Source organism: Vreelandella arcis, assembly GCF_900103865.1.
In the GTDB taxonomy this organism is placed as follows: Bacteria; Pseudomonadota; Gammaproteobacteria; order Pseudomonadales; family Halomonadaceae; genus Vreelandella; species Vreelandella arcis.
This window is the reverse complement of record NZ_FNII01000003.1, coordinates 31,544-51,118: the sequence shown is the minus strand read 5'-3', so window position 1 is coordinate 51,118 and position 19,575 is coordinate 31,544. Positions and strand designations below refer to the sequence as shown.

The 19,575-nt window shown below is 58.5% G+C and carries 10 protein-coding genes (1 of these 10 running past the window's edge); 2 read left to right on the top strand and 8 right to left on the bottom strand.

Going from position 1 to position 19,575, the window contains the following annotated elements; all coding sequences use genetic code 11:
- Positions 1–29 precede the first annotated feature (29 nt).
- Positions 30–350 (top strand): TraR/DksA family transcriptional regulator, encoded by a 321-nt coding sequence (locus BLR97_RS03935; RefSeq protein ID WP_089702721.1) that lies wholly within the window; start codon positions 30–32, stop codon positions 348–350.
- A gap of 23 nt (positions 351–373) precedes the next feature.
- Here the strand turns inward: BLR97_RS03935 and BLR97_RS03930 are convergent, their stop codons facing one another.
- The 3 genes from BLR97_RS03930 to BLR97_RS03920 form a co-directional block, all read right to left on the bottom strand.
- Positions 374–1,063 (bottom strand): VIT1/CCC1 transporter family protein, encoded by a 690-nt coding sequence (locus BLR97_RS03930; RefSeq protein WP_089702719.1) that lies wholly within the window; start codon positions 1,061–1,063, stop codon positions 374–376.
- A gap of 67 nt (positions 1,064–1,130) precedes the next feature.
- A complete protein-coding gene (locus BLR97_RS03925; RefSeq protein ID WP_089702717.1) occupies positions 1,131–1,442 on the bottom strand; it encodes a chaperone modulator CbpM in 312 nt (103 codons plus the stop codon).
- A 3-nt stretch (positions 1,443–1,445) separates the two neighbouring features.
- Positions 1,446–2,387 (bottom strand): DnaJ C-terminal domain-containing protein, encoded by a 942-nt coding sequence (locus tag BLR97_RS03920; RefSeq protein ID WP_089702715.1) that lies wholly within the window; start codon positions 2,385–2,387, stop codon positions 1,446–1,448.
- A gap of 451 nt (positions 2,388–2,838) precedes the next feature.
- Between BLR97_RS03920 and BLR97_RS03915 the strand changes: the two genes are divergently transcribed.
- Complete coding sequence (locus BLR97_RS03915; RefSeq protein ID WP_089702712.1) at positions 2,839–3,729, top strand: bile acid:sodium symporter family protein; 891 nt, start codon at positions 2,839–2,841, stop codon at positions 3,727–3,729.
- 46 nt (positions 3,730–3,775) lie between these two features.
- Here the strand turns inward: BLR97_RS03915 and BLR97_RS03910 are convergent, their stop codons facing one another.
- The 5 genes in view from BLR97_RS03910 to BLR97_RS03890 are tightly spaced (at most 58 nt apart) and all read right to left on the bottom strand, a layout consistent with a single transcriptional unit that may run on beyond the window.
- A complete protein-coding gene (locus tag BLR97_RS03910; protein WP_089703204.1) occupies positions 3,776–4,507 on the bottom strand; it encodes an efflux RND transporter periplasmic adaptor subunit in 732 nt (243 codons plus the stop codon).
- Positions 4,508–4,565: 58 nt separating this feature from the next.
- A complete protein-coding gene (locus BLR97_RS03905) occupies positions 4,566–6,530 on the bottom strand; it encodes a preprotein translocase subunit SecA (protein ID WP_089702710.1) in 1,965 nt (654 codons plus the stop codon).
- A gap of 3 nt (positions 6,531–6,533) precedes the next feature.
- A complete protein-coding gene (locus BLR97_RS03900) occupies positions 6,534–8,684 on the bottom strand; it encodes an HlyD family efflux transporter periplasmic adaptor subunit (protein ID WP_089702709.1) in 2,151 nt (716 codons plus the stop codon).
- Positions 8,685–8,688: 4 nt separating this feature from the next.
- Positions 8,689–10,563: a GAF domain-containing protein gene (locus tag BLR97_RS03895; protein WP_089702707.1), complete on the bottom strand. Its 1,875-nt coding sequence runs from the start codon at positions 10,561–10,563 to the stop codon at positions 8,689–8,691.
- Positions 10,560–19,575, bottom strand: partial view of a calcium-binding protein gene (locus BLR97_RS03890; protein ID WP_170832974.1) — the final stretch only. Its footprint extends 17,849 nt past the window's final position; the window shows 9,016 of its 26,865 coding nt (coding positions 17,850–26,865); its start codon lies off the right edge, out of view; the stop codon is at positions 10,560–10,562. The genes BLR97_RS03895 and BLR97_RS03890 overlap by 4 nt, the downstream gene beginning before the upstream one ends.

Below are 19,575 nucleotides of genomic sequence, written 5' to 3'. Positions count from 1 at the left end.
GAATAGACAACATAAAATGGATGACAACCATGCAAGACAGAAAAGCTACGTTGGAAAGCCTGAAGACTGAACTCCTGGCCCGCGTACAACGCTACGAAGATCATCAGCACCGTATCAACGGCGCTCTGGACAAGGATCTTGATGAGCAGGCACTAGAAGTCCACAACGACGAAGTGGTCGCCAAGCTGGAAGATGAAGCCGAGGAAGAACTGGCCCAGATCGAGCGCGCCCTGGCACGCATCGATGCTCGGGTTGGTGACCGTTGCGAGGAGTGTGGGAATACGATCACTTCCGGTCGTCTTGAAGCCTTGCCCTACACGACCCATTGCAGAGATTGCGCCGACCTCTAGAAAGCATTACTCAATTGCTTCCTTTATGCCACCACGCCGAACAAGCGGCCTATGGCGCTTGTTAAGGCCATTGCGAGCGCACCCCAGAACATCACGCGCACTGCGGCTTTTAGGATTGGTGCTCCTCCAACGCGAGCAGCAATAGCGCCCAAGAGCGCCAGAAAAAACAACGAGAACAACGCCACCAGCATGATCAAGTGTGAGTGCGGCGCCCACCAAGCGACCAACAATGGCAACAGAGCACCAATAGTAAAAGTGGAGGCCGATGAAAGTGCCGCCTGGAGTGGTTTTGCTTGGCTGTTGTCGGTTATCCCAATGTCATCTCTCGCGTGAGCGCCTAGAGCATCGTTTGTCATCAGTTGCTGGGCGACTTGACCTGCTAACTCAGCTGTTAGACCACGAGCTTCGTAGATAGCGGCAAGCTCTTCCTCCTCGTCCTTGTAACCCTCAGCCAACGATTTACGCTCGATTTCAAGATCGGCGTTTTCGGTATCGGCCTGAGAGCTTACCGAAACATACTCTCCAGCAGCCATCGACATGGCACCGGCCACCAGTCCCGCAATGCCAGCTAGCATGATATCGCTCTGGGTTGTATTGGCCGCCGCGACACCAAGAATAAGGCTGCTGGTCGAGACTATACCGTCGTTCGCCCCCAGCACTGCGGCGCGCAGCCAACCCGTCCGATGAGACCGGTGGGGCTCTATATGTGTCATGGGTTATTGTCCTCGCCGACAACCGCCATTCCCTAGGCTTGTTGGGGGCTTTATCGTGCGTGCAGTACTAGTCAGTAGCCAGTCCCGCAGCCCGCAATCGATCCCTTAGGCGCTGGTTCTCCTCGATCAAGTCCGTCGCCAGGGCGGCAAGTTCGGGCGCGGCTTCGAAGTCACGCTCCAACTGGCACATCCGTCGGGCGCGGGTCAGATCACGACTAGTGAAGCGCCAACTCGCCACATAAGGCGAACCATCGGCCAACAGGCCACTTTCAATGCGCTCGACGACCCAATCTATTTCTACCGAGCAGGCGCGCGCCAAATCCTCAAGGGTTAGAGTCGCCTCGTCGATCAGTTCGCCGCTAATGATACGCTGCGCCATGTCCTAGCCTCCCTTCCGTTGGCGCGGATCGAAAGCAAGTTCTTGCGCCATGGTTTGATACAGCTCGCGTGCCTTGTCGGTATCGGCTGGGGGCAGCACCACCTCAAGTTCCACATAAAGATCCCCCGGCTCCTGCCCTGGGATACCTCGCCCCTTCAGGCGCAATCGTCGACCCGTCTGTGACCCCGCCGGCACCTTGAGTTTCACCACCCCTGAGGGAGTCGGGGTTTCGATGCTGGCCCCAAGAGCAGCCTCCCAAGGCGTCACCGGCACCTTTTGATACACATCCCGTCCCTCGACCCGATAACGCGAATCCGATGTGAAGTGGATCTCCAAGTACAGGTCACCTGCCGGGCCACCCCCGACACCGGGACTGCCTTGTCCAGAGAGGCGAATATGTTGGCCCGCCTTAATGCCCTTGGGTATGCGTACGCTAAGCGAGTGTTCCCGGGAAATTACGCGGCCTTGCGGATCGACCTGTGGCACTTGCAGGGTAATCGTCCGGCTGGCACCGTGGAAAGCATCCGTCAGGTCGATGTTGATCTTGGCATGACGATCCTCTCCGCGCATCTGATAGCGGCGACCGCCTCCCCCTGCCCGGCCGCCTTGACCAAACAGGTTGGCAAAGAAGTCACTGAACTCACCCAGATCAGCCTCTTCGAAGCCACGACCACTGAATTCGAAGCCCGAATCCCAGTCAGGGGGTGGCTGGAAATCTTGCCCCGACCGATACTGCTGTGCAAGCTGATCATAGGCGAGACGTTTCTCTGGATCCGACAGTACCGCCTTGGCCTCATTAACCTCTTGCATACGCTGTTCGGCTTCGGGCTCCTTGCTGACATCGGGATGAAACTTACGCGCCAGCTTGCGATAGGCCTTCTTGATCTCCTCGGCCGTTGCGGTTTTCGTCACCCCGAGCACTTGGTAGTAATCCTTGAATTCCACTTATGAAAGCTCCGGCAGAGGGCAAGACCATTCAGAAGCGCGAAGACAAATGTGCCACATCTGAAAAGAACCAACGGTTTAACTCAAGTCTAGTAGAAAATAGCGGAGATGGATGGAGTGCTGGTAGTGAAGGGAAACGCTGATAAGCCAACCATCCTCAACTTCGACGACGCCCTGCTGGACATGAACAAAGAGAGTCATTTTGACCATCACAAGATCGCCTTAAAAACTTGATACGCGTCATCAAATCTCTACTTAATATGGCTTAGTTGTTATATCTACTTACGCAAGTGGCTTACTCTACCTAGAGTTTTTAACTAAAGTTACTACCTATCGTTTAGCAGATGCTATATCAATTGCGTCTTATAGGCGTTTAACAACGTTGACTGTTTGGTCTCTCACGCCTGAACGACGCTAACCCCTTGTTGAAGGCGTTTTAAAAGGAATTCGAATGTCTCCCGATTGGTTGTCGCAGGTTCTACTTCCCTGGGTATTGGCCAGCGTGATGATGGCCATGGGTCTGAATTTAGCAAACAGCGATTTTGCCCATACTTGGCGCCACCCTCGCCGTATTTTGCTCGGTGCTAGCCTACAAATTTTAGCACTGCCATTGCTGGCCTGGGGATTAGTCGTGTTACTCCCCCTTTCACCGCTCGCCGCTGCGGGGTTGCTTTTGGTCTCGCTGGTTCCCGGGGGAGCGACCTCCAATACGTTCAGTTACTTGGTGCAGGGCGATCTGGCTTTGTCCGTCAGCTTGACCTCCATCGCCGCCGTGCTGGCTCCTTTCACCCTGCCGCTGATCATGGGTTGGAACCTGGAATTTTTAAGCATCAGTAGCCCTGAACTGAGACTGCCTTACTGGCATACCGTCGGCCAGCTTCTGCTTGTCACCCTAGTACCAGTGCTCACCGGCATGCTGCTGAGGCCTTTGCTTGGTACAGCGATACTCGAATGGGTATTGCCCAAGGTCAAGGTGCTGACCGGCATAGCAATGATTGGCCTCGTGGCAGCGCTTTTTGTCAGCCATGCACAGCGCCTGCCCTCACTATTTAGCATCGAGACGCTGGCAGTGCTGCTGATGTGCGTGTTGAGCATGGCGTTGGGGCATCAGCTAGCGAAACGCTTACACCTCCCTCATGCCAGCGTTCGGGCCATCACTGTAGAAGTCGGCGTGCAAAATGCCGGCGTGGCGATGATGGTCGCTTTTACCATTCTGCAACAGCCGGGTATCGGCCTGGTACCGCTGCTTTACGGCCTATTGATGAACGTGCCGGTTTTCCTGTGGATGTTCGCCTGCCTATGGCGTGACCGTCAGTTGGCAGCCGCAACGCATATAACTTAGCAGCGGTTTGACACGATCATTATCAACGCTGGCTATCGTGGTGCGCTTAGGTGGCAAGGCGACAGTTGATACCCGCCGGGTATTCGTTATTGGGATTATCGAGGCGCAAACGAATGCCAAAGGTTCCGCTGGAAGGATCGATAACGCTATCGATGCGTTCGATTTCAGCGCTAACGGTTTTTTCGACGGGGGCCGCCAAATAAATATCGAGGGCGTCTCCGATAGCATACTGATTGAAGGCTTCCAGCGGCATAACAAGGTCGATGCGTAGCGGGTCAAGTTGAACCAGCTCGAGGATGGGGGTGTTGTCAATAAACTCGCCCTCCTCGCTTTCTAAGCTGGCGATCACACCATCGAAAGGGGCTTCTCCCACCATTTCATTAAGTTGGGCTCGGGCTTGATTGGCTTGCAGGCGGGCGAGCGAGAGTTCAGTTCTGATTTGATCCCGTTCGCTTTCACTGAGTATGCCTTTTTCGATCAGCCGTTGATTGCGTTGCAGAGTACGTAGCGCATATTGGGCGCGGGTGTTTTCGAGTTCGAGATTGGCTTCTTCCACGTCGCGCTTGAGCGTATAGAGTGTATCGCCTTCCGCCACCTTATCACCGCTGTCGATGCGGATTTCATCAATCATACCCGGAACTTCACTCGACATAGTCGCGCTGCGCCCAGGGTCAACAAGGCAACTAGTGGCGTCGATATTAGTGCCCTCCTGAGCCATTGCAAGAGTGGGCAGGCCAATAAGCGCCAGAGTAAGCAGGTGGTTTGCACGATGAAACATGGCTAATGCCCTTTTGATAGTGGTGAATTGACCCATGACACAGTCATTATTATGTGTGCTATTCGCCTCGCCCGCTGAAACCTAGCCGATCAGCTTCGTTCCAGTCGGCGTCAAGAAGTCGAGCACGTTCGCGAGCATGTCGTTTTTCGCGTTCATGCTGGGCGTGTTTCAGACGTTTATGCAAGTGGCCTAAATGACGTTGCCAACCCTGAAGCTCATCAAGTAGTGAGTTCTGATCACAAATGACCCATTCCACGCTGCCAGGGTCACCCTGGCGGGCACAACGACCGGCAATCTGACGGTCGACGCGGGAAGCATCGTGCAGCCCAGCAATAATAACGTGTAAGCCACCTGCATCACGGGCAGCAGGTTCTAGCGCAATGTCGGTACCACGGCCTGCCATACTGGTAGCGACGGTGATGGCACCACTACGGCCAGCCGCCGCGATAATATCGGCCTCTTCGGCGTCCTGTCGGGCGTTGAGCACGGCATGCTCGAGGCCACACTGGGTAAGCGCTGACGAAAGTGCCTCGGAATCGGCCAAGCTGACGGTGGCGACCAGTACCGACCGCCCCCGAGTGGTGAGTTCTTGCGCCCGCTGAGCGACCCATTCCCAACGCTGGTCGGCGTCCTTGAACGTGGTGACGCCCAGGTCGCGACGCTGCGATGGCCGGTGGGGTGGGATGCTCACCACACGCAGGCGGTAGGTTCGCCACAGTTCGCTACGCACTTCGTGGGCGGTGCCGGTCATCCCCGCCAGATGCTGATAACGCCGAAAAAAACGTTGATAGGTGAGCCTTGCCAGGGTGCGATTAGGGTCGCTCGGCTCGCACCCTTCAAGGCGTTCAATCATCTGTTGCAGCCCGCGCTCCCAACGGCGGTCGGCCAGAACGCGGCCGCTATGCTCATCAATGATTTGCACCTGGCCGTCGCGCACCAGATAGTGGCGATCGCGTTGGAATTGGTGACGGGCCACTAGGGCTTGCTGGAGCAACCATTCACGTCGAGCCCGCCCTAACCAACCACTACGTTGGCCATGCGCTTCCAAACGCTGTTCGGCCTGCTCGGCGAGCGCGCTCTTACCCGCTTCAGTCAGGTGGAGCTGGCTTTTCTCACGCACGAAGTGCTCATCTTCCTGAAACGTCCCTGCCAGTTCCAACACCTCGTCAATCAAAGCGATATCCACCGGGTCGGTGGCGTCTCGGCCAGAGAGGATTAGCGGCGTGCGGGCTTCGTCGAGCATGACACTGTCGGCTTCATCGACGATGGCGAAGTGGAGTCCTCTTAGCAATAGCCGGCGGTCATCCAGCGATCCCTTGAGCCTTGCTGCGTGGGCCAGTAATGGCGTGCGATCCTGATGAAGTTCTCGACCGTCGCGCAGGTAATCGAATACCAATTCTTTGTTGGTACAGTAGGTAATGTCGGCAGCGTAGGCGGACCGGCGCTGCGGCGGCGTCATGTCATGCACAATAGCGCCTACGCTCAGTCCCAATCGATGGTAGATGGGGTGCATGCGCTCAGCGTCGCGGCTTGCCAGGTAATCATTGACGGTGATGACGTGAACCGGCACCCCCGCGAGTGCTGCCGTGGCGGCCGGCAGCGTAGCGGTCAACGTTTTGCCTTCGCCGGTAGGCATTTCGGCGATGAGTCCTTCCAGCAGCGCCAGCCCACCCATCAGTTGCACGTCGTGGTGCGCCATCCCCAGTTCCCGCCAGGCAACTTCGCGAACCGTGGCAAACGTCTCACGGCTAAGACGCTTGGTCAGCCCGCTGGCCAACAGCCGCTGTCGCAGCGAGAGAATATGAGCATTAAGGGCGGCGTCCTCAAGACCGGCGAGAATTTCAGCATGGCGATGAATTGATGGCAGTGCAGCTTGGAGCGACCACCGCTGACAGAATCCCGGCAGGCGTAATGGCGCTCGCACCGCACGCCACAGCTTGTCCAATGCAGTGGGGGGCTCGACGTGGCGTTCGGGGCGATCGAGTGTATCCACGGGACTACGAGGGATCGATGACACCGCCATGGTTCACCTATTGAACAGGGAGAGGAAATTACGGCGAATATCACGCCACCAGCGATAGCCAATCGGTTCTGGCGAATGCGCTATGCGCACGTAAACACGACTCTCCAAAAAGAGCGGCAAGTCACTATCGATCAAGCGCTGGGCATCAAAGTCGGCCAGATAATGGCGACGAAAAGCCACCAACGGCTCTTCAGCCTCCGGATCGAGCGCAATATCCCCACCTCCTTGCTGGGTCAGGATCTCACTCGGCACTTGGTGGGTAGTACGTGGCGATATCCACTCAAGCGACGACTCAACCTTCGTGTCCTGTCCAGGCAGTCGTAGGCTAACGTTAACGGCGTCGCTGCTGACATCTTCGCGTCGATGCGCCGGCAACATGGCGCGAACACGCAGATCGCTATCGCGCACAACTACCGCGACCGGCGTGCCCCGCTGCATGAAGGCACCCACTGGCGGTCGGCCTTCTGGCATGATCAGACGACCCTCGCGCGGGCTGGTTACCAGCGTGGCCGCCGCCCTCAACCTAGCATCTGCCAAGCGTTGCTCCACCAATGCCAAGTTCTCGCGTTCCAGGGCAATATTTTGTGCTTCACGCACGCTGGCCTGAAGACGTAGCGCCGCTTCATGCCGCTGGGCTTCAAGTCCGCGAACTTGGGAGGCGAGCGCCGGCGATTCAAGTCGCATCAAGACATCACCACGCGAGACATGCTCACCATCCTCGACGAGAATCTCGGCGAGCCGACCGGTCGCACCAAGACGAACATGGGTCGGCTCACCGCTGTCCACGACCCCCTGGACGCCGGTGGCATACGGCACAGGGACTGCAAACAGCAGCAGCCCACCGATGGTGATGACGCTCAGCAGCCAAGCCCAAGCTCGCCCGCGTGAGCCTTCTAAACGGGATTCGACGGTCATGGTCTTCAGTAGTTTGAGAGTAGGCAGGATCAGCGTCATGAATACCGACCAAAGGGCAAGCAGAACGCCAATGAAGAAGTACTTGGTGGCGACGAACATAGTGATCGCCACCATGATGACCAACCGGTAACAAAACGAGGTCACCGAGTAGCAAACCAGCCATAATGCTTCACGAAGGGAGTCAGCCTGGCCAGTGACATCACGTCGCCCAAGAAAATAGCGCTTGATGGCATAACCGAGCTGCTGATTGGCACGCTGACCGAGGTTGGGGATCTCCAACCAATCAGCCAACACGTAGTAGGCGTCGAAACGCAACAGTGGATTGCCGTTGAACAGCAGTGTCGAGATCCCGGCAATCAACATGACGTTGAACATCAGCGAACGCAATACGCCCGGTTCCGCCATGGCCCACACCAACATCGCCAGCGCGGCCAGAAACAGTTCCACCAGTATACCGGCGGCCCCGACCAGCATTCGCTGGCCCTTGTCCGGGCAGGCTGCCGCCGCACTGGCATCCACATAGGGCACGGGGAAAAATACCAGCAGCATAACGCCAACCTCGTGCACCTCTCCGCCGGCGTCCTTCGTGGTCCAGGCGTGGCCAAGCTCGTGAAGGGACTTGATGAGCGGATAGACCAAGGCCATCAGCAATAGGTTATTGATGCCCAATACACGGTCGGCAAGATTATGGGTAAGTGCCTCCCAGTGAATACCGGCGATTACCAGCGCCAAGGTGATCGCCGTCAGCCAGAGCACTGCCCCGAACGGGCTGATCAATGGCTTGACCAGTGGATAGGTCGCATTGATAAAACGTTCCGGATCGAGCAGCGGAATGCGGATGCCCAACGGAGAACGAAGCATTTGCTGCCATTTGCTGCGCTGAAACTTCTGCTGACGGCGCGATAGCTCGTCGATGTCGATATCACCCTGCCCGGCTAACACGTTGGCGTTATGCAACTGACCAATGAGCCCTATCAGTTCCTGCTGGGTGGGCATAGCGTCACCCAAAGAGCGGCTGACCTGCTCCCAAATATTACCCAGGGTTTGTCTGCCATCCAGCCGTCCGATGACCTGGTAGGCTTCGGGGGTAAAGCGATGGACTTGGCCGGTGAGGGTGTCGTGGAGCACGTACCAGGGCTGCCCCCGATACTCGTGACGGTGCACGCTCGCATGCCGCCGCAACCGCAGCTTAAGATCGGTTACCCGGTGCCAGTCCTGGCTGTATAGTGCTCCGGCCATGGCGTTATCCCCACCACTTCCAGAGAGTGAGACGCAGCCAATCGACCAGTTCACGCGTCCAGATAGTGACCAGCCGCGCTTCATCCATTTCAATACGAGCAACGCCTTCCATGCCCGGCCGCAGCTCAATGGGTGATTCCGCTAGCTCGGCCTCAACGACAAACCGATTACTGCCTTCGATAACGCGGGTTTCGGGTGTAATCCGGGTAATCTCAAAGTTCAACGGTGTATCGGTCATCGCCGACAGCACCAATTCACCTTGCTGCCCTTCCCTGATGTCGTCAATCCGCGCTTCGTCGACGGCCAGCTCCAACCGGTAATTACCCTCCGGGGCCACCCGAAAAAGCTCCTCGCCTTGATCCACGGCACTCCCCAAACGTTGGGTCAGGTCACCACTGACAACGACACCATCATAGGGGGCACGCAGGTTGGCCCGGGACAACCTAGACTGGATGAGTTCCAGTTCCGCCTGGGCTTGTTCGCGCTGAGCATCAACCACATTAAGTGAGGCATTTTCACCCTCGGCACGTAATCGTTGGGCTTCGCTGGCGAGCTTGGCCAGCTCGCTCTGGGACTGCAATTGCTGGAGGCGAAGGTCGCGGGTATCCATGGTCGCCAGGATCTGGTCTTGCTCAACGCGGTCACCGGCGCGCGCGCGGGCGTCATCGATATACCCCTGAAAAGGCGTGGCAATCACCCGTTGTACGGCGCTCTTGAGTTCGGCATCAGCGGCTTCATGCTCGGTGCCCGTCGCAAAATAAGCAAATGATGCTACCCCGACCAGCACAATCGCCGCGAGCTTGTAACCAAGATGCCCCGCTCCCAGCAGCCGAGCACACTGCTCCCCCATCGACGCCACCATTTTGACCAGTAGAGCGCGGTCGTTACGCCGTTTTTCTTCCAAGGCCCGTGTACACAGCGCCATCAAGCTCTGCAGCGCGCCGATCTCCTCGTCATCGAAAGGATGTTCACGCTCAATGGTTAACGCCCCGAGCGGCTTACCGCCATCCAGGCAGGGTAATGTCAGCGCGCAGGGTACGTCGGTGATTTGGCAGAGCGAACCATGGGCGCGGTTGACCGGGGCCGACGAAGACGCCGGTATCGAGGCATCATCACCGTCATGGTCGACTGGCCAGACAACCGCCCGGCGCTGATCAAGGGCTTCGTCCATGGCCGACTCCGTCGCACGGATGCGGTTCATTTTGCGATTGAAGCGAGCACTGTGTGAAATCTGGCGCATACGCGTGCGGCTGCCCCGCCGCCAGCCCAGGCTCACCCGCTCTGCATGCAGCGTCGCTGACAGTCGCGTGGTCAATTGCATGGCGGCGGCATTAAAGCTGGGTTGCTCAAGTACCGAGGCCAGCAGGGTGAGATGTTCACCAAGACGTGATTGCTGAGAAAGCGTCGATGCATAGTGTCGGGCGAGAATATCCCGCTCCAGCCCGGCAACGGCATCTTCTAATTGCTGCATCAATGGCACCAAATCTGCCTGATTCGGTGCCTCATCCACAGCCCCTTTTCGCACGACACGCAGCGCTACCGCCCCGACGAGAGCATCTTCCGGACGCTGAGAGAGATCGCGCACTGGATAGCCGAGCGACATCCCGCCAGCATCCAGCGCGCTAACAAGGCCTCGACCGGCTTCTCGCACCTGATCGGCGATATCCAGCAGCACGACCCCATCGGCATTCGCCGGCCATAGCGCCACCGGCAGCCAGCTTGGCGAATGGTGCCAAAGCACGATCCCCTCGGCGATCTGCACATTGGCGTGTGAAGACATCAGCCGTTCGCCATGGCGTGCCAGCCAGACCTGGATATCGACGCTATCAGAAGCGGCGGTATCGGCCGAGGAATCAACGCTTCTGGACGAAGACGTCATTGTGTCTCCTTGTCATCTTCTCCCTCACTCAGACGTTGCCAGTCGCGGGCCGCACATTCACGGCGCAGTGCATTGAGTCGCGAAGCATTGTACGACTGACCCGACGTACCGGCCTTGGCGACAGCCCAACCCGTGGTAGCGGTCAGCGCGGCCAGAAGCTCGTCGGGAACTTCCAGCCCACTCTGCTCGATGAGTTCCACCTGAGCCTCAGCGGCTTCAATGGACTCATCGCTAGCTCCCTCATCCTCTACCGCTTCTTCGCCATTGGCCGCCGGAGCGGTCTCTACCGGTTGCGATTCGACATCACCGGTCGCCGGTGGATTTTGCTGAAGCATTCTTTCAGCCTCGCCTCCACTTGAGACATTGGCGGCCACCTGCGAAGCGATGCTGCCCCGCAAGGAGCTTCCTTCACGTTGCTGCCACTCGCTGATCAAGCGCTCCATGCGTTCGATGGCGGCATTGCCGGTCGTCGCATTACCGCCGTCGCCGCCACGGAAGCTCATGTCGACGGTTTCTCCATCCTCAAGCAGCAGCCAGGCACGGCTGTCATCGCCGCTATCACCCGGCTCGCTCGCACTGACATCGGATCGGCTGTATAGGCTCTGCTGGGCGTGGCGCAACAGGTCGAGACGGCCCTGCGCCAGCGTGACTAGCGAGATGACCTGCTCACTTTCGCTCGAGCCAGAAAGCGCAATGCGGAAGCGGCCGTAGTCGCCGACCACCGAATCCTCTGCAAACGAAGCCGAGAAGCCATCACCGCCGGCCCCGCCGATGGCAATATCGCCGTCCGGGCCGGTGTAGATCTCATCGTTGCCGCCTTGACCGATGTTGGTCGCTTCTACCGTGAGTAGTGCTGGTTCACGGGTCACCCGGCCGAAATCACCCAACAGGATGTCCTCGCCGGCTCCCCCATAGAGCTGATCACCCGCGGCGCCGCCGAATAGGATATCGCGATCACGCCCACCAAACAGCTGATCCGAACCACCCAGCGATGGATCACCGGTCTCGGCCACCACATAGCGGCCTGCCGCATTGCTTAAGATACGCCCGTCATCGCCGATGGCGATGGACTCACCGCCAGCGTTACGGGTTATATCTCCGCCCATGCCGGCAATCACCTGATCATTGCCTGAACCGGTGACGATGACATCACCAGCACCGGTGGATGACGAGGTATCGCGGCTTTCGACCAGAGAACGAACCCCAGCGGCAGCCTTGATTCGGCCGTTGTCGCCCAACACGGTATTGTCGCCGCCGGACAGAGTGATGGCATCACTGCCATATCCGCCGATTACCCAGTCGTCGCCACTGCCACTATTGATAGTGTCATTGCCCCCGGTGGCAAACGTATGGGATACGAGGCTTACGATTCGACTTTGTCCATCGAACACCATCTCGGCATGATCACCAGCCAATAGATCTCGGCCATTGCCGCTGATAATCCGGTCGTCACCCTCGCCAGCGATGATACGGTTATTACCGTTACCAACGGTGATGCGATCTGCTCCGCCGGCTCCAGATTGCTCAGAGAGTATGCGCTGTTGCGTGCCGTCGGAACGCCATTCAAGACGACCCACATCGCCTAGAATCACACTGCCCTGATCACCGCCTTGCAGGGTGTCTGCACCGCCACCGAGCACCGCCCGGATCAGCCCCGCATTGACCGTGACATTGTCATCACCGCCGATATCGTTAGCGGTGCTGGCCGCAAGTATCAGAACACCTTGCTCAGTCCATTCCAGCTCGACGTTGTCGCCGAATAAGGCGTGGGAGCTGGTCTCTGCCGCATCCTCAATCGTCAGGTCGTCATCACCGACACCGCCGATCCAGGTCACGCTACCGGCATTGACCGTGACGCTGTCGTCACCGCCAATATCGGTGGCAATGCTGGCCGCGCGGGTCAGTACACCCTCGTCGGTCCAATTCAACTGAACGTTATCGCCGAACAGTTCATGGGTGCTGGACTGCGCGGCATCCTCAATCGTCAGGTCGTCATTGCCAGCACCGCCGATCCAGATCACGTCGCCAGCATTGACCGTAGCGCTGTCGTTACCGCCGTTCTGTGGTGCGATGCTGTTGGCTTGAATCAAGACGCCATCGGCATTCCAGCGCAGTTCAGCGTGATCGCCCAACAGCGTCGAGCTGATAGCGCCTGGCCCAGTGCTGAGCTGGTCGTCGCCTTCACCGCCTACCAAACGGTTGCGGCCATCACCGCCATTAAGCGCATCACCGGCGCCAGACGCGATGGTTAGCGAATCGAGCCTACGGAGTACGCCATCGGTGTAATGCAATGCCGCATAGTCGCCGACCAACGTATCGTTACCGCTCTGCGCGCTGGCGCTCAGCGTTCCACCATGTAGCAGATCACCGCCGCCACCGCCCAGCAGCACGTCGTCGCCCTGGCCGCCAGCCAGCGTGTCGCTGCCATCGTGGCCTTCGTCACGCACGGTAATGCGATCCAGGTCAGCAAAGGCGTTGGCGCTGGCGAAGTGAACATCGCCCTGATCGCCGATCAGCACATCATTGCCCAGGCCACCTTCGAGCGTATCCGCAGCCGAGCCGCCAATCAGGATGTTGTGACCATCGGCCACCGAGAGATGGTTGTCGCCGAGGGAGTCGGGATCGGTGGAGCGCACCGCGATGACTCGCTGGCTGTTCATCAGCCGCAGGCCGTCGACGCCATCACCACCTTCCAGTTCGATCTCGCCATGATCGCCAAGCAGAATGTCATTCCCGCTGCCGCCGATCAGGCGATCATCGCCGGTGACCAGACGATCACCGGTAGGCACATCGACATCCTCGGTGGCGTTATACAGGCTGAGCACTTGATCAACCGTTTGGCGCTCGGCGACCTGGTCGATGCGGATATCCATAGCGATATCCAGGCTGCCGTCACCGTAAAGGTGATTGTTGCCGCCGGCACTGGCATCGAGAATGTCATCACCACCACCGCCGAACAGCTGGTCGTTACCGGTGCCGCCGATCAGCGTATCGTTACCCTGACCGCCCACCAGTACCACCCCGCCGGTGGCGTCTGAGGTATCCAAGGTATTGTTGCCATAGACATTGAAACGCTGCGCGTCGTCGGTCAGGCCGTTGCCAACGGCCTTATAGGGCCCGCCGTTGCGTGCCGTGTCACCGAAGATGACCAATGGCATTTGCGCTTGGTAACCGCCTTTTACGGTGATGGTATCGCCGCCGCGTTCGCCATCCACGAAGCGGTTGCCACCCCCGTGGATAACGGTCAGCGGCATCTCGCGAAGAATGCTAAAGGTGCCGTCGCTCAGCCCCGATTCGCTGGGCGTCATCGCTAACCGCAGGCCCTTATCATCCTGAGTAAAGCCTTGGATGACATGGCGTTCACCGTTGATGCGGATGGCATCGCCACGGCGGAAGCCATCCTCGTACCAGTCACCACCATCCTGACGCTCGAGGAGGGTGCTCTCGCCATTCTCGCTGCTTATCACCTTGATCTCGCCATTGAACTTGATGGGATCGGCATCAACCTCTACCTGGTCGTTACCGCTTCCCAAACGCAGCTCGACGACCTCGAAGCCGTGATACTCAATACCGCGCGGTGTTTTGACCGTGTCGTTATAGCCGTCACTCTGTTCCAGAATACCTTCGCCCATTCCCAGCCCGGTGATGCGCTCGGCCGTCAGCTTGCCTTGCAGATCAGCGACACTCGCATCAGCGGCGAGGATAAGTTCGTCGGTATCGGTCATCGCGACATCACCGGCGTTCGCACGGGACGGATCCTCACTGAGCTCACCCGTGTCTTCATTGGGCAGCATAATGGCATCTTCCAGCGAACGGTCGGTATCGCTGACACCGCCTTCGATAATCAGTGGCCCCTGGAGGCGATCCAGCACATGCCCTTGTGCCTTAAAGGACTTGTCGTTTTCGCTCCCCTCGGCGGGCACATAATGGGGGTCGAAAGCCACCTCAATGCTGACCTCGTCGTCCCAATTGTCTGCCGTAAAGGTAACGGATGGCACGGCGACCTTCGTCAACGTCAGTGGATCAGTGCCGAGATCCTTGTGATCGGCGGTCAGGTGAAGTTCGTTGCCCTCATCGGAGAGGTGGTTGACCTTGAGCTGACCGTCGATGCCTTGCAGCGACAGCTGCATGCCGACCCGTACGCCCAGATCACGCCAGTTGTCATCGCCTTCCAGCACCAAACGCGCACCTGCGTCTTCGGGATCAAGCACGCTAACGTTCCAACTGCCTTCGGCCACTGTGCGCAGATCAATACGATCGTCATTCAGATCGAAGTCACTGAAACCATCGCTGTTGAGATCGACCGTGACATCATCGCCAGGTGCCTGGGTCAGGCGCAGCGTGTAAGTGTCGGTGCTACCGTCGACCCCCACCCGGGTGTCATCGCCGGTCTCCTGCACCACCACGCCGGCACTGTCGTTGTCATAGACGCTGACGCGGACATTACCCGGCTGGCTGTCGGCATACACTGAATCGCTCTGATCCGAGCTGATCGTAAACTCGATGCGGGTATCCAGCCGGTTTTCGACGGCGCTGTCGTTTTTGGCGCTCACCACGACGCTCTGTTGCTCGTCCCAGTTGTCCGCATTGAAGGTCAGCGTATTTTGGTTGACATCAAGTTGCTCATCATCGAAATCAAGCGTCACCGTCACCGTTTCGCCCTCTTCCGGCGGCGTGGTCAACGAGAACTCGAAGCTGTCGACCTGCTGGGTCGCGTCGTCGCCTTCGATCACAGTGAGGTTATCGCCTGCGTAATCGATGAAGAGATCCCCCTGATCACTGTCGTAGACGGTAATCATGGCGTTGGCGATGGGCTGTGTTTCGACATCAGCCAGCGCGTCAGGAATGTCTTGACCGCCCGGCATGACGACATTGGCCATGTGGCTGATGGTGATGTCGCGGGTGCCCTCGACCACACCATCTTCGGGGGCCTGCACATAAATCGCCTGCGCGGCCGTCCAGCCAGTGTCCTTGTCGAAGACGAAGTCAAGCGTCTGGGCGCGACGATAGTCGCCATCTTCGTTGGTAGCGATATTGACCGTTTCCGGGTTATTGCCGTCACGCGCTGCCCGGGTACGATCCTGGCTCGACGACAGCGCCGCTGAAACGGTCAAACTGATCATGGCGCCGTCAGTAATATCCATATCATCGCTAAGCGCCAGATCGATCAGGTACTGGCCGATCTCACCGCCTTCCAGGATAGCCGTCCCGCCGCTCTGATCGATCGATACCGCCCCTCTGGAGCCGTCCGTTACCGTTACCGACGTACCGTCTGCCAGCAGATTGTTGTAGGCTTCGTCGCCACTCACGACACCATGGCTGATCAGGCTGCTACGCCCTTCGGCGTCAGCCGACACGACCCGCCCGGTGACATCGCCACCCAGGCGGAAGCTGTCGCTACCCAGACCACCGACCAGTCTCGTGGTGACATCGAAGGCCGTCGACAGCACATAGAAAGTGTCGTCACCTTCCAGCGCATCGACATTGACCTCCTGGATACTATCGAAGCCGATATTAAGGCCCGCGCCGAAAACGCCTTTCTCGGTCACCACAAAGTTGTCGGCTGCTTCGGTGCCCAGCACGGTCAGGGTGTTGTAACCGCTACCGCCATCGATATCCACCGGGGCGTTGATGTTGTACTCGATATGGTCGTCATCACCACCACCACGAACTTGGATGTCGTCCTCGATAAGGAAGGCGCGCACCACGAAGTTATCGTTGCCGGCTTCGCCTTCCATGCGCAGCAGACCCTTGTTGCTGTATACCGTGAACTCATCCTCGCCGTCACCGCCGTAAATCACCATCGATTCGCGGTTACCGGTGCTGAGGAAGCCCTGGGTGGTTAGCGTGGTCGCGATTTCATCGCCCTCACGTACCCCGGAGTTTTGATACACACCATCGACGAGCTCATCGGGATCACTGGGGTCTTCGGCAAAGACCTGCCCGACTTGGAAGCGATCGTTGCCGTCGCCGCCGTCAAGGGTCATCAAGGTCGAGGTATCGTCGACGATAAAGGCGTCGTCACCAGCATGGCCATTGATGCGCACACGGCCGTTGAGGCTGTCGTCGTAATCAATTCGCTCGACAGCGTCGCCTTCCACACCGTCTTCAGCGTTACCGGCCATACGCGCGATGAAGTTCTGGCGAATCAGGAACAAATCGCCGAGACCACCATCTTTTTCTCCGTTGTAGCCGCGCCCTTCAATGGTCAGATCGTCGACGCCGTTATTGACGGCACCGCTGTCACTCACCGTGATGCGGTAGTTACCGTTATCGCCAGTGCCGGCTTGATCGCGGGTAATAATACGGACTCTGTCGGTATCAGCCCCGCCATCGATCGTCAAGCGCGCGTCGCGGTCATTGAGCTCGACGACCTCGATATAGTCCTCGCCGGCATTGCCTTTAACGAGCATCTCGCCAAGCAGTTTATTGTCGCCGGCGGGCCGGAAGACCAGATCATCGTCCCCGCTATTGCCCTCGACCACGGTCATGCCAGCATCAAGCGTACCGGTCACCGCGAGTGAATCATTGCCGCTGCCCAGAGCAATATTGATGCTAGCCGCGTTGAGCGAGCCGGTGATGTCGACATCATCGTTGCCGCTGTCAAGGCGGATGTCGATGCTATCCGCGTCGAGCGAGCCGGTGATATCGACCTCGTCGTTGCCTGCCCCCAGCTCACCCGTGATGGAGTGGGTGTCCGACAGCGTTCCATTAACGACCAGGGTGTCGTCACCTTGCCCGGCCTCCAGTCCGATATCATCGGCGTCGAAACGGCCACCGAGGGTCAGCACGTTGTCGCCATCACCGGCGTGAAGGCGGATTTTTTCAGCGCTGATGTGCGTGCCGTCTTGCACCTCGACGTCGTGGCGCTTGTCACTCAGCGTGATATCGAACGCGTTACCCGCCGTCAGCGTGCCGCGCAGGATAGTGTTGGCAATAACATCATCAAGGTTCGACTCGTCGCCCACCGAGGAGGCAAGTTCGACCTCCATGAGAATGTCGCGACCGGCCTCAATGGTTACATCGTGACCGTTAATGATCACGCCATCGGCGGCCAGAATCGCCACGTCGTCGGCCGCTTTCACCGTTACGCCGTCAGTGAAGGTCACGGTGTCGCCATTGTCTTGGCTGTCGTGGGTATTTTCCCGGGCCCGCAGTGTGACGCTGGAGTCGGACGTGATATCGCTATCGACGATCAACGGGCTATGGGTGGTCAACTCGATATCCCCAGCGGCCTTCAGGCCGCTGCCCATAACGTGCATCTCACCGGTGTTATCGAGGAACACACTGCCTGCGGTGGAACGACCCTCCAACGCGCCGATCTTCGCGGTAATCACGTCGTTGCGCTCGCCAATGTTGTTTTTGGCAATAAGGTGGACGTTTGCCGACAGCAGGTTGAAGTCCTCGTCGGCGTCAAGCGCATTACGAATCGCGCCCAGCGCCGTGATAAAGGCCAGGTTGTTGCCGCTAGCGGTGCCCCCGCCCGCCGAGACGGTGCCCAAGCCCAGCGAGTCGCTCTTCTCGGTAAGATACAGCGAGTCATTGCTGTCGATGTCCAGGCGGCCACGGGTATCGGTGATCAAGTCCTGCTCAATGCTACCCACACCGCCCACGGTGGTGACCAGTAACAGGTCGGAAGCCGACACGTTGGGCGCCAATGAAGTGGCATCGCCGTTGGTGCTGAGAATCGATGACAGCGCCGCCAGGCGAACGTCACCGTCCGCCTGGACGTGCCCTACCTTGAGATCCGTGTCCGGCGAGTCGAGGCTGATATCGCCGTTGGCGGTAGCGTCTAGCTGGTCGCGGGCTTCAACCTCAAGGGCATCGCCTGCAGCCAGGTCACCGATGCCACCCGCCGCCGTCAGCGAGATGGAGTCGGCCAGCACCTTGAGCAGATCGTGGGAGAGACCATCGAGGATATCGCCAGCGGAATCGAGCACCACGTCACCGGCTTCCGAATACAGGGACGCCACCGTGATATCACGCCCGTCGGCGGTATTCAGATAGATGCTGTCAAAGGCACGGGCCGTCACCAGGCCGTCGCCATCGTCACCCAGGCGCAGCTCGATCGGGTTGTCCTGCATGCCGATGCCGCCCGTGGCTGCCTCGAGAATGGCGTCCGATGCCTCGATGACCGCCCCATCGGCGACGATGCTGCCGCCCACTTTGATGCGCAGGTCATCACCAGCACGGATATGGCTCAATACCAGGTCTCCTTCCGAGCCCAGGTACAGGGCCCGGTCGGCGTCCACGCTAATGCCGGACGACACATCACGCTGGGCCACATTCACATCATCGCGCTGATCGATAACGATATGCGTGAGCTCGACATCGTCGCTAGCGCCCATGGGATCCTGCAGCACCTTGCCGATCTGAATAGACTGCTGCGTTTCGGCCTGCACATCGGCCTCGGTGGACATCACCAGTTTATTGCCGTCAATCGACTTAACGGTCAGGTAACGACCATTCTCGGTGTAGTTGAGCGTTTCTGCGCCGTTGAGATACAGCGTATCGCCCTCGGCGAAGCCACTGTCAGTCAAATCACTTTCATCGCTGAAGATGGCCGTCAGGTGCTTACTGCCGTCAGACTGGCTTGCGACCTGGAAATCCACATCGGCCTCGACCAGCCCACCTTGGATATAGGTGATGTCGTTGCGTTCCGCAGCAGAAAGCTTCGCCCGCTGTTCGTTGTTGAGGCCCTGGAAGGCTTTCTCGCCGCCATCCATGGCAATCACTTCGTAACCATCCACGGAGCCAACGCTGCCCGCATGGGTGACGATGTTGATCGCCCCACCAACGTCGATATTGGGCTCCTCGATCTCCACCTGGGTATCGGTGGTCTCCTTGAGCAGTCCCTCGCCCACCAGGCTCAGCAACTGTTCCTCAGTCCAAACCTTGATGTCGGCCTTCAATGCGTCCTTCTCGGCCTGACTAACGCTAACATTATGATCAGAGAGATAAACATCTGTCTCATCAGCATAACTACTGTGCAGCTCATGGAAGCGTTCAGTC

What these genes read in the sequence shown, in the direction of transcription:
- BLR97_RS03935 (WP_089702721.1), top strand. Translation starts at nt 30, where the DNA reads ATGCAAGACAGAAAAGCTACGTTGGAAAGCCTGAAGACTGAACTCCTG.
- BLR97_RS03930 (WP_089702719.1), bottom strand. Translation starts at nt 1,063, where the DNA reads ATGACACATATAGAGCCCCACCGGTCTCATCGGACGGGTTGGCTGCGC.
- BLR97_RS03915 (WP_089702712.1), top strand. Translation starts at nt 2,839, where the DNA reads ATGTCTCCCGATTGGTTGTCGCAGGTTCTACTTCCCTGGGTATTGGCC.
- BLR97_RS03925 (WP_089702717.1), bottom strand. Translation starts at nt 1,442, where the DNA reads ATGGCGCAGCGTATCATTAGCGGCGAACTGATCGACGAGGCGACTCTA.
- BLR97_RS03900 (WP_089702709.1), bottom strand. Translation starts at nt 8,684, where the DNA reads ATGGCCGGAGCACTATACAGCCAGGACTGGCACCGGGTAACCGATCTT.
- BLR97_RS03895 (WP_089702707.1), bottom strand. Translation starts at nt 10,563, where the DNA reads ATGACGTCTTCGTCCAGAAGCGTTGATTCCTCGGCCGATACCGCCGCT.
- BLR97_RS03905 (WP_089702710.1), bottom strand. Translation starts at nt 6,530, where the DNA reads ATGGCGGTGTCATCGATCCCTCGTAGTCCCGTGGATACACTCGATCGC.
- BLR97_RS03910 (WP_089703204.1), bottom strand. Translation starts at nt 4,507, where the DNA reads ATGTTTCATCGTGCAAACCACCTGCTTACTCTGGCGCTTATTGGCCTG.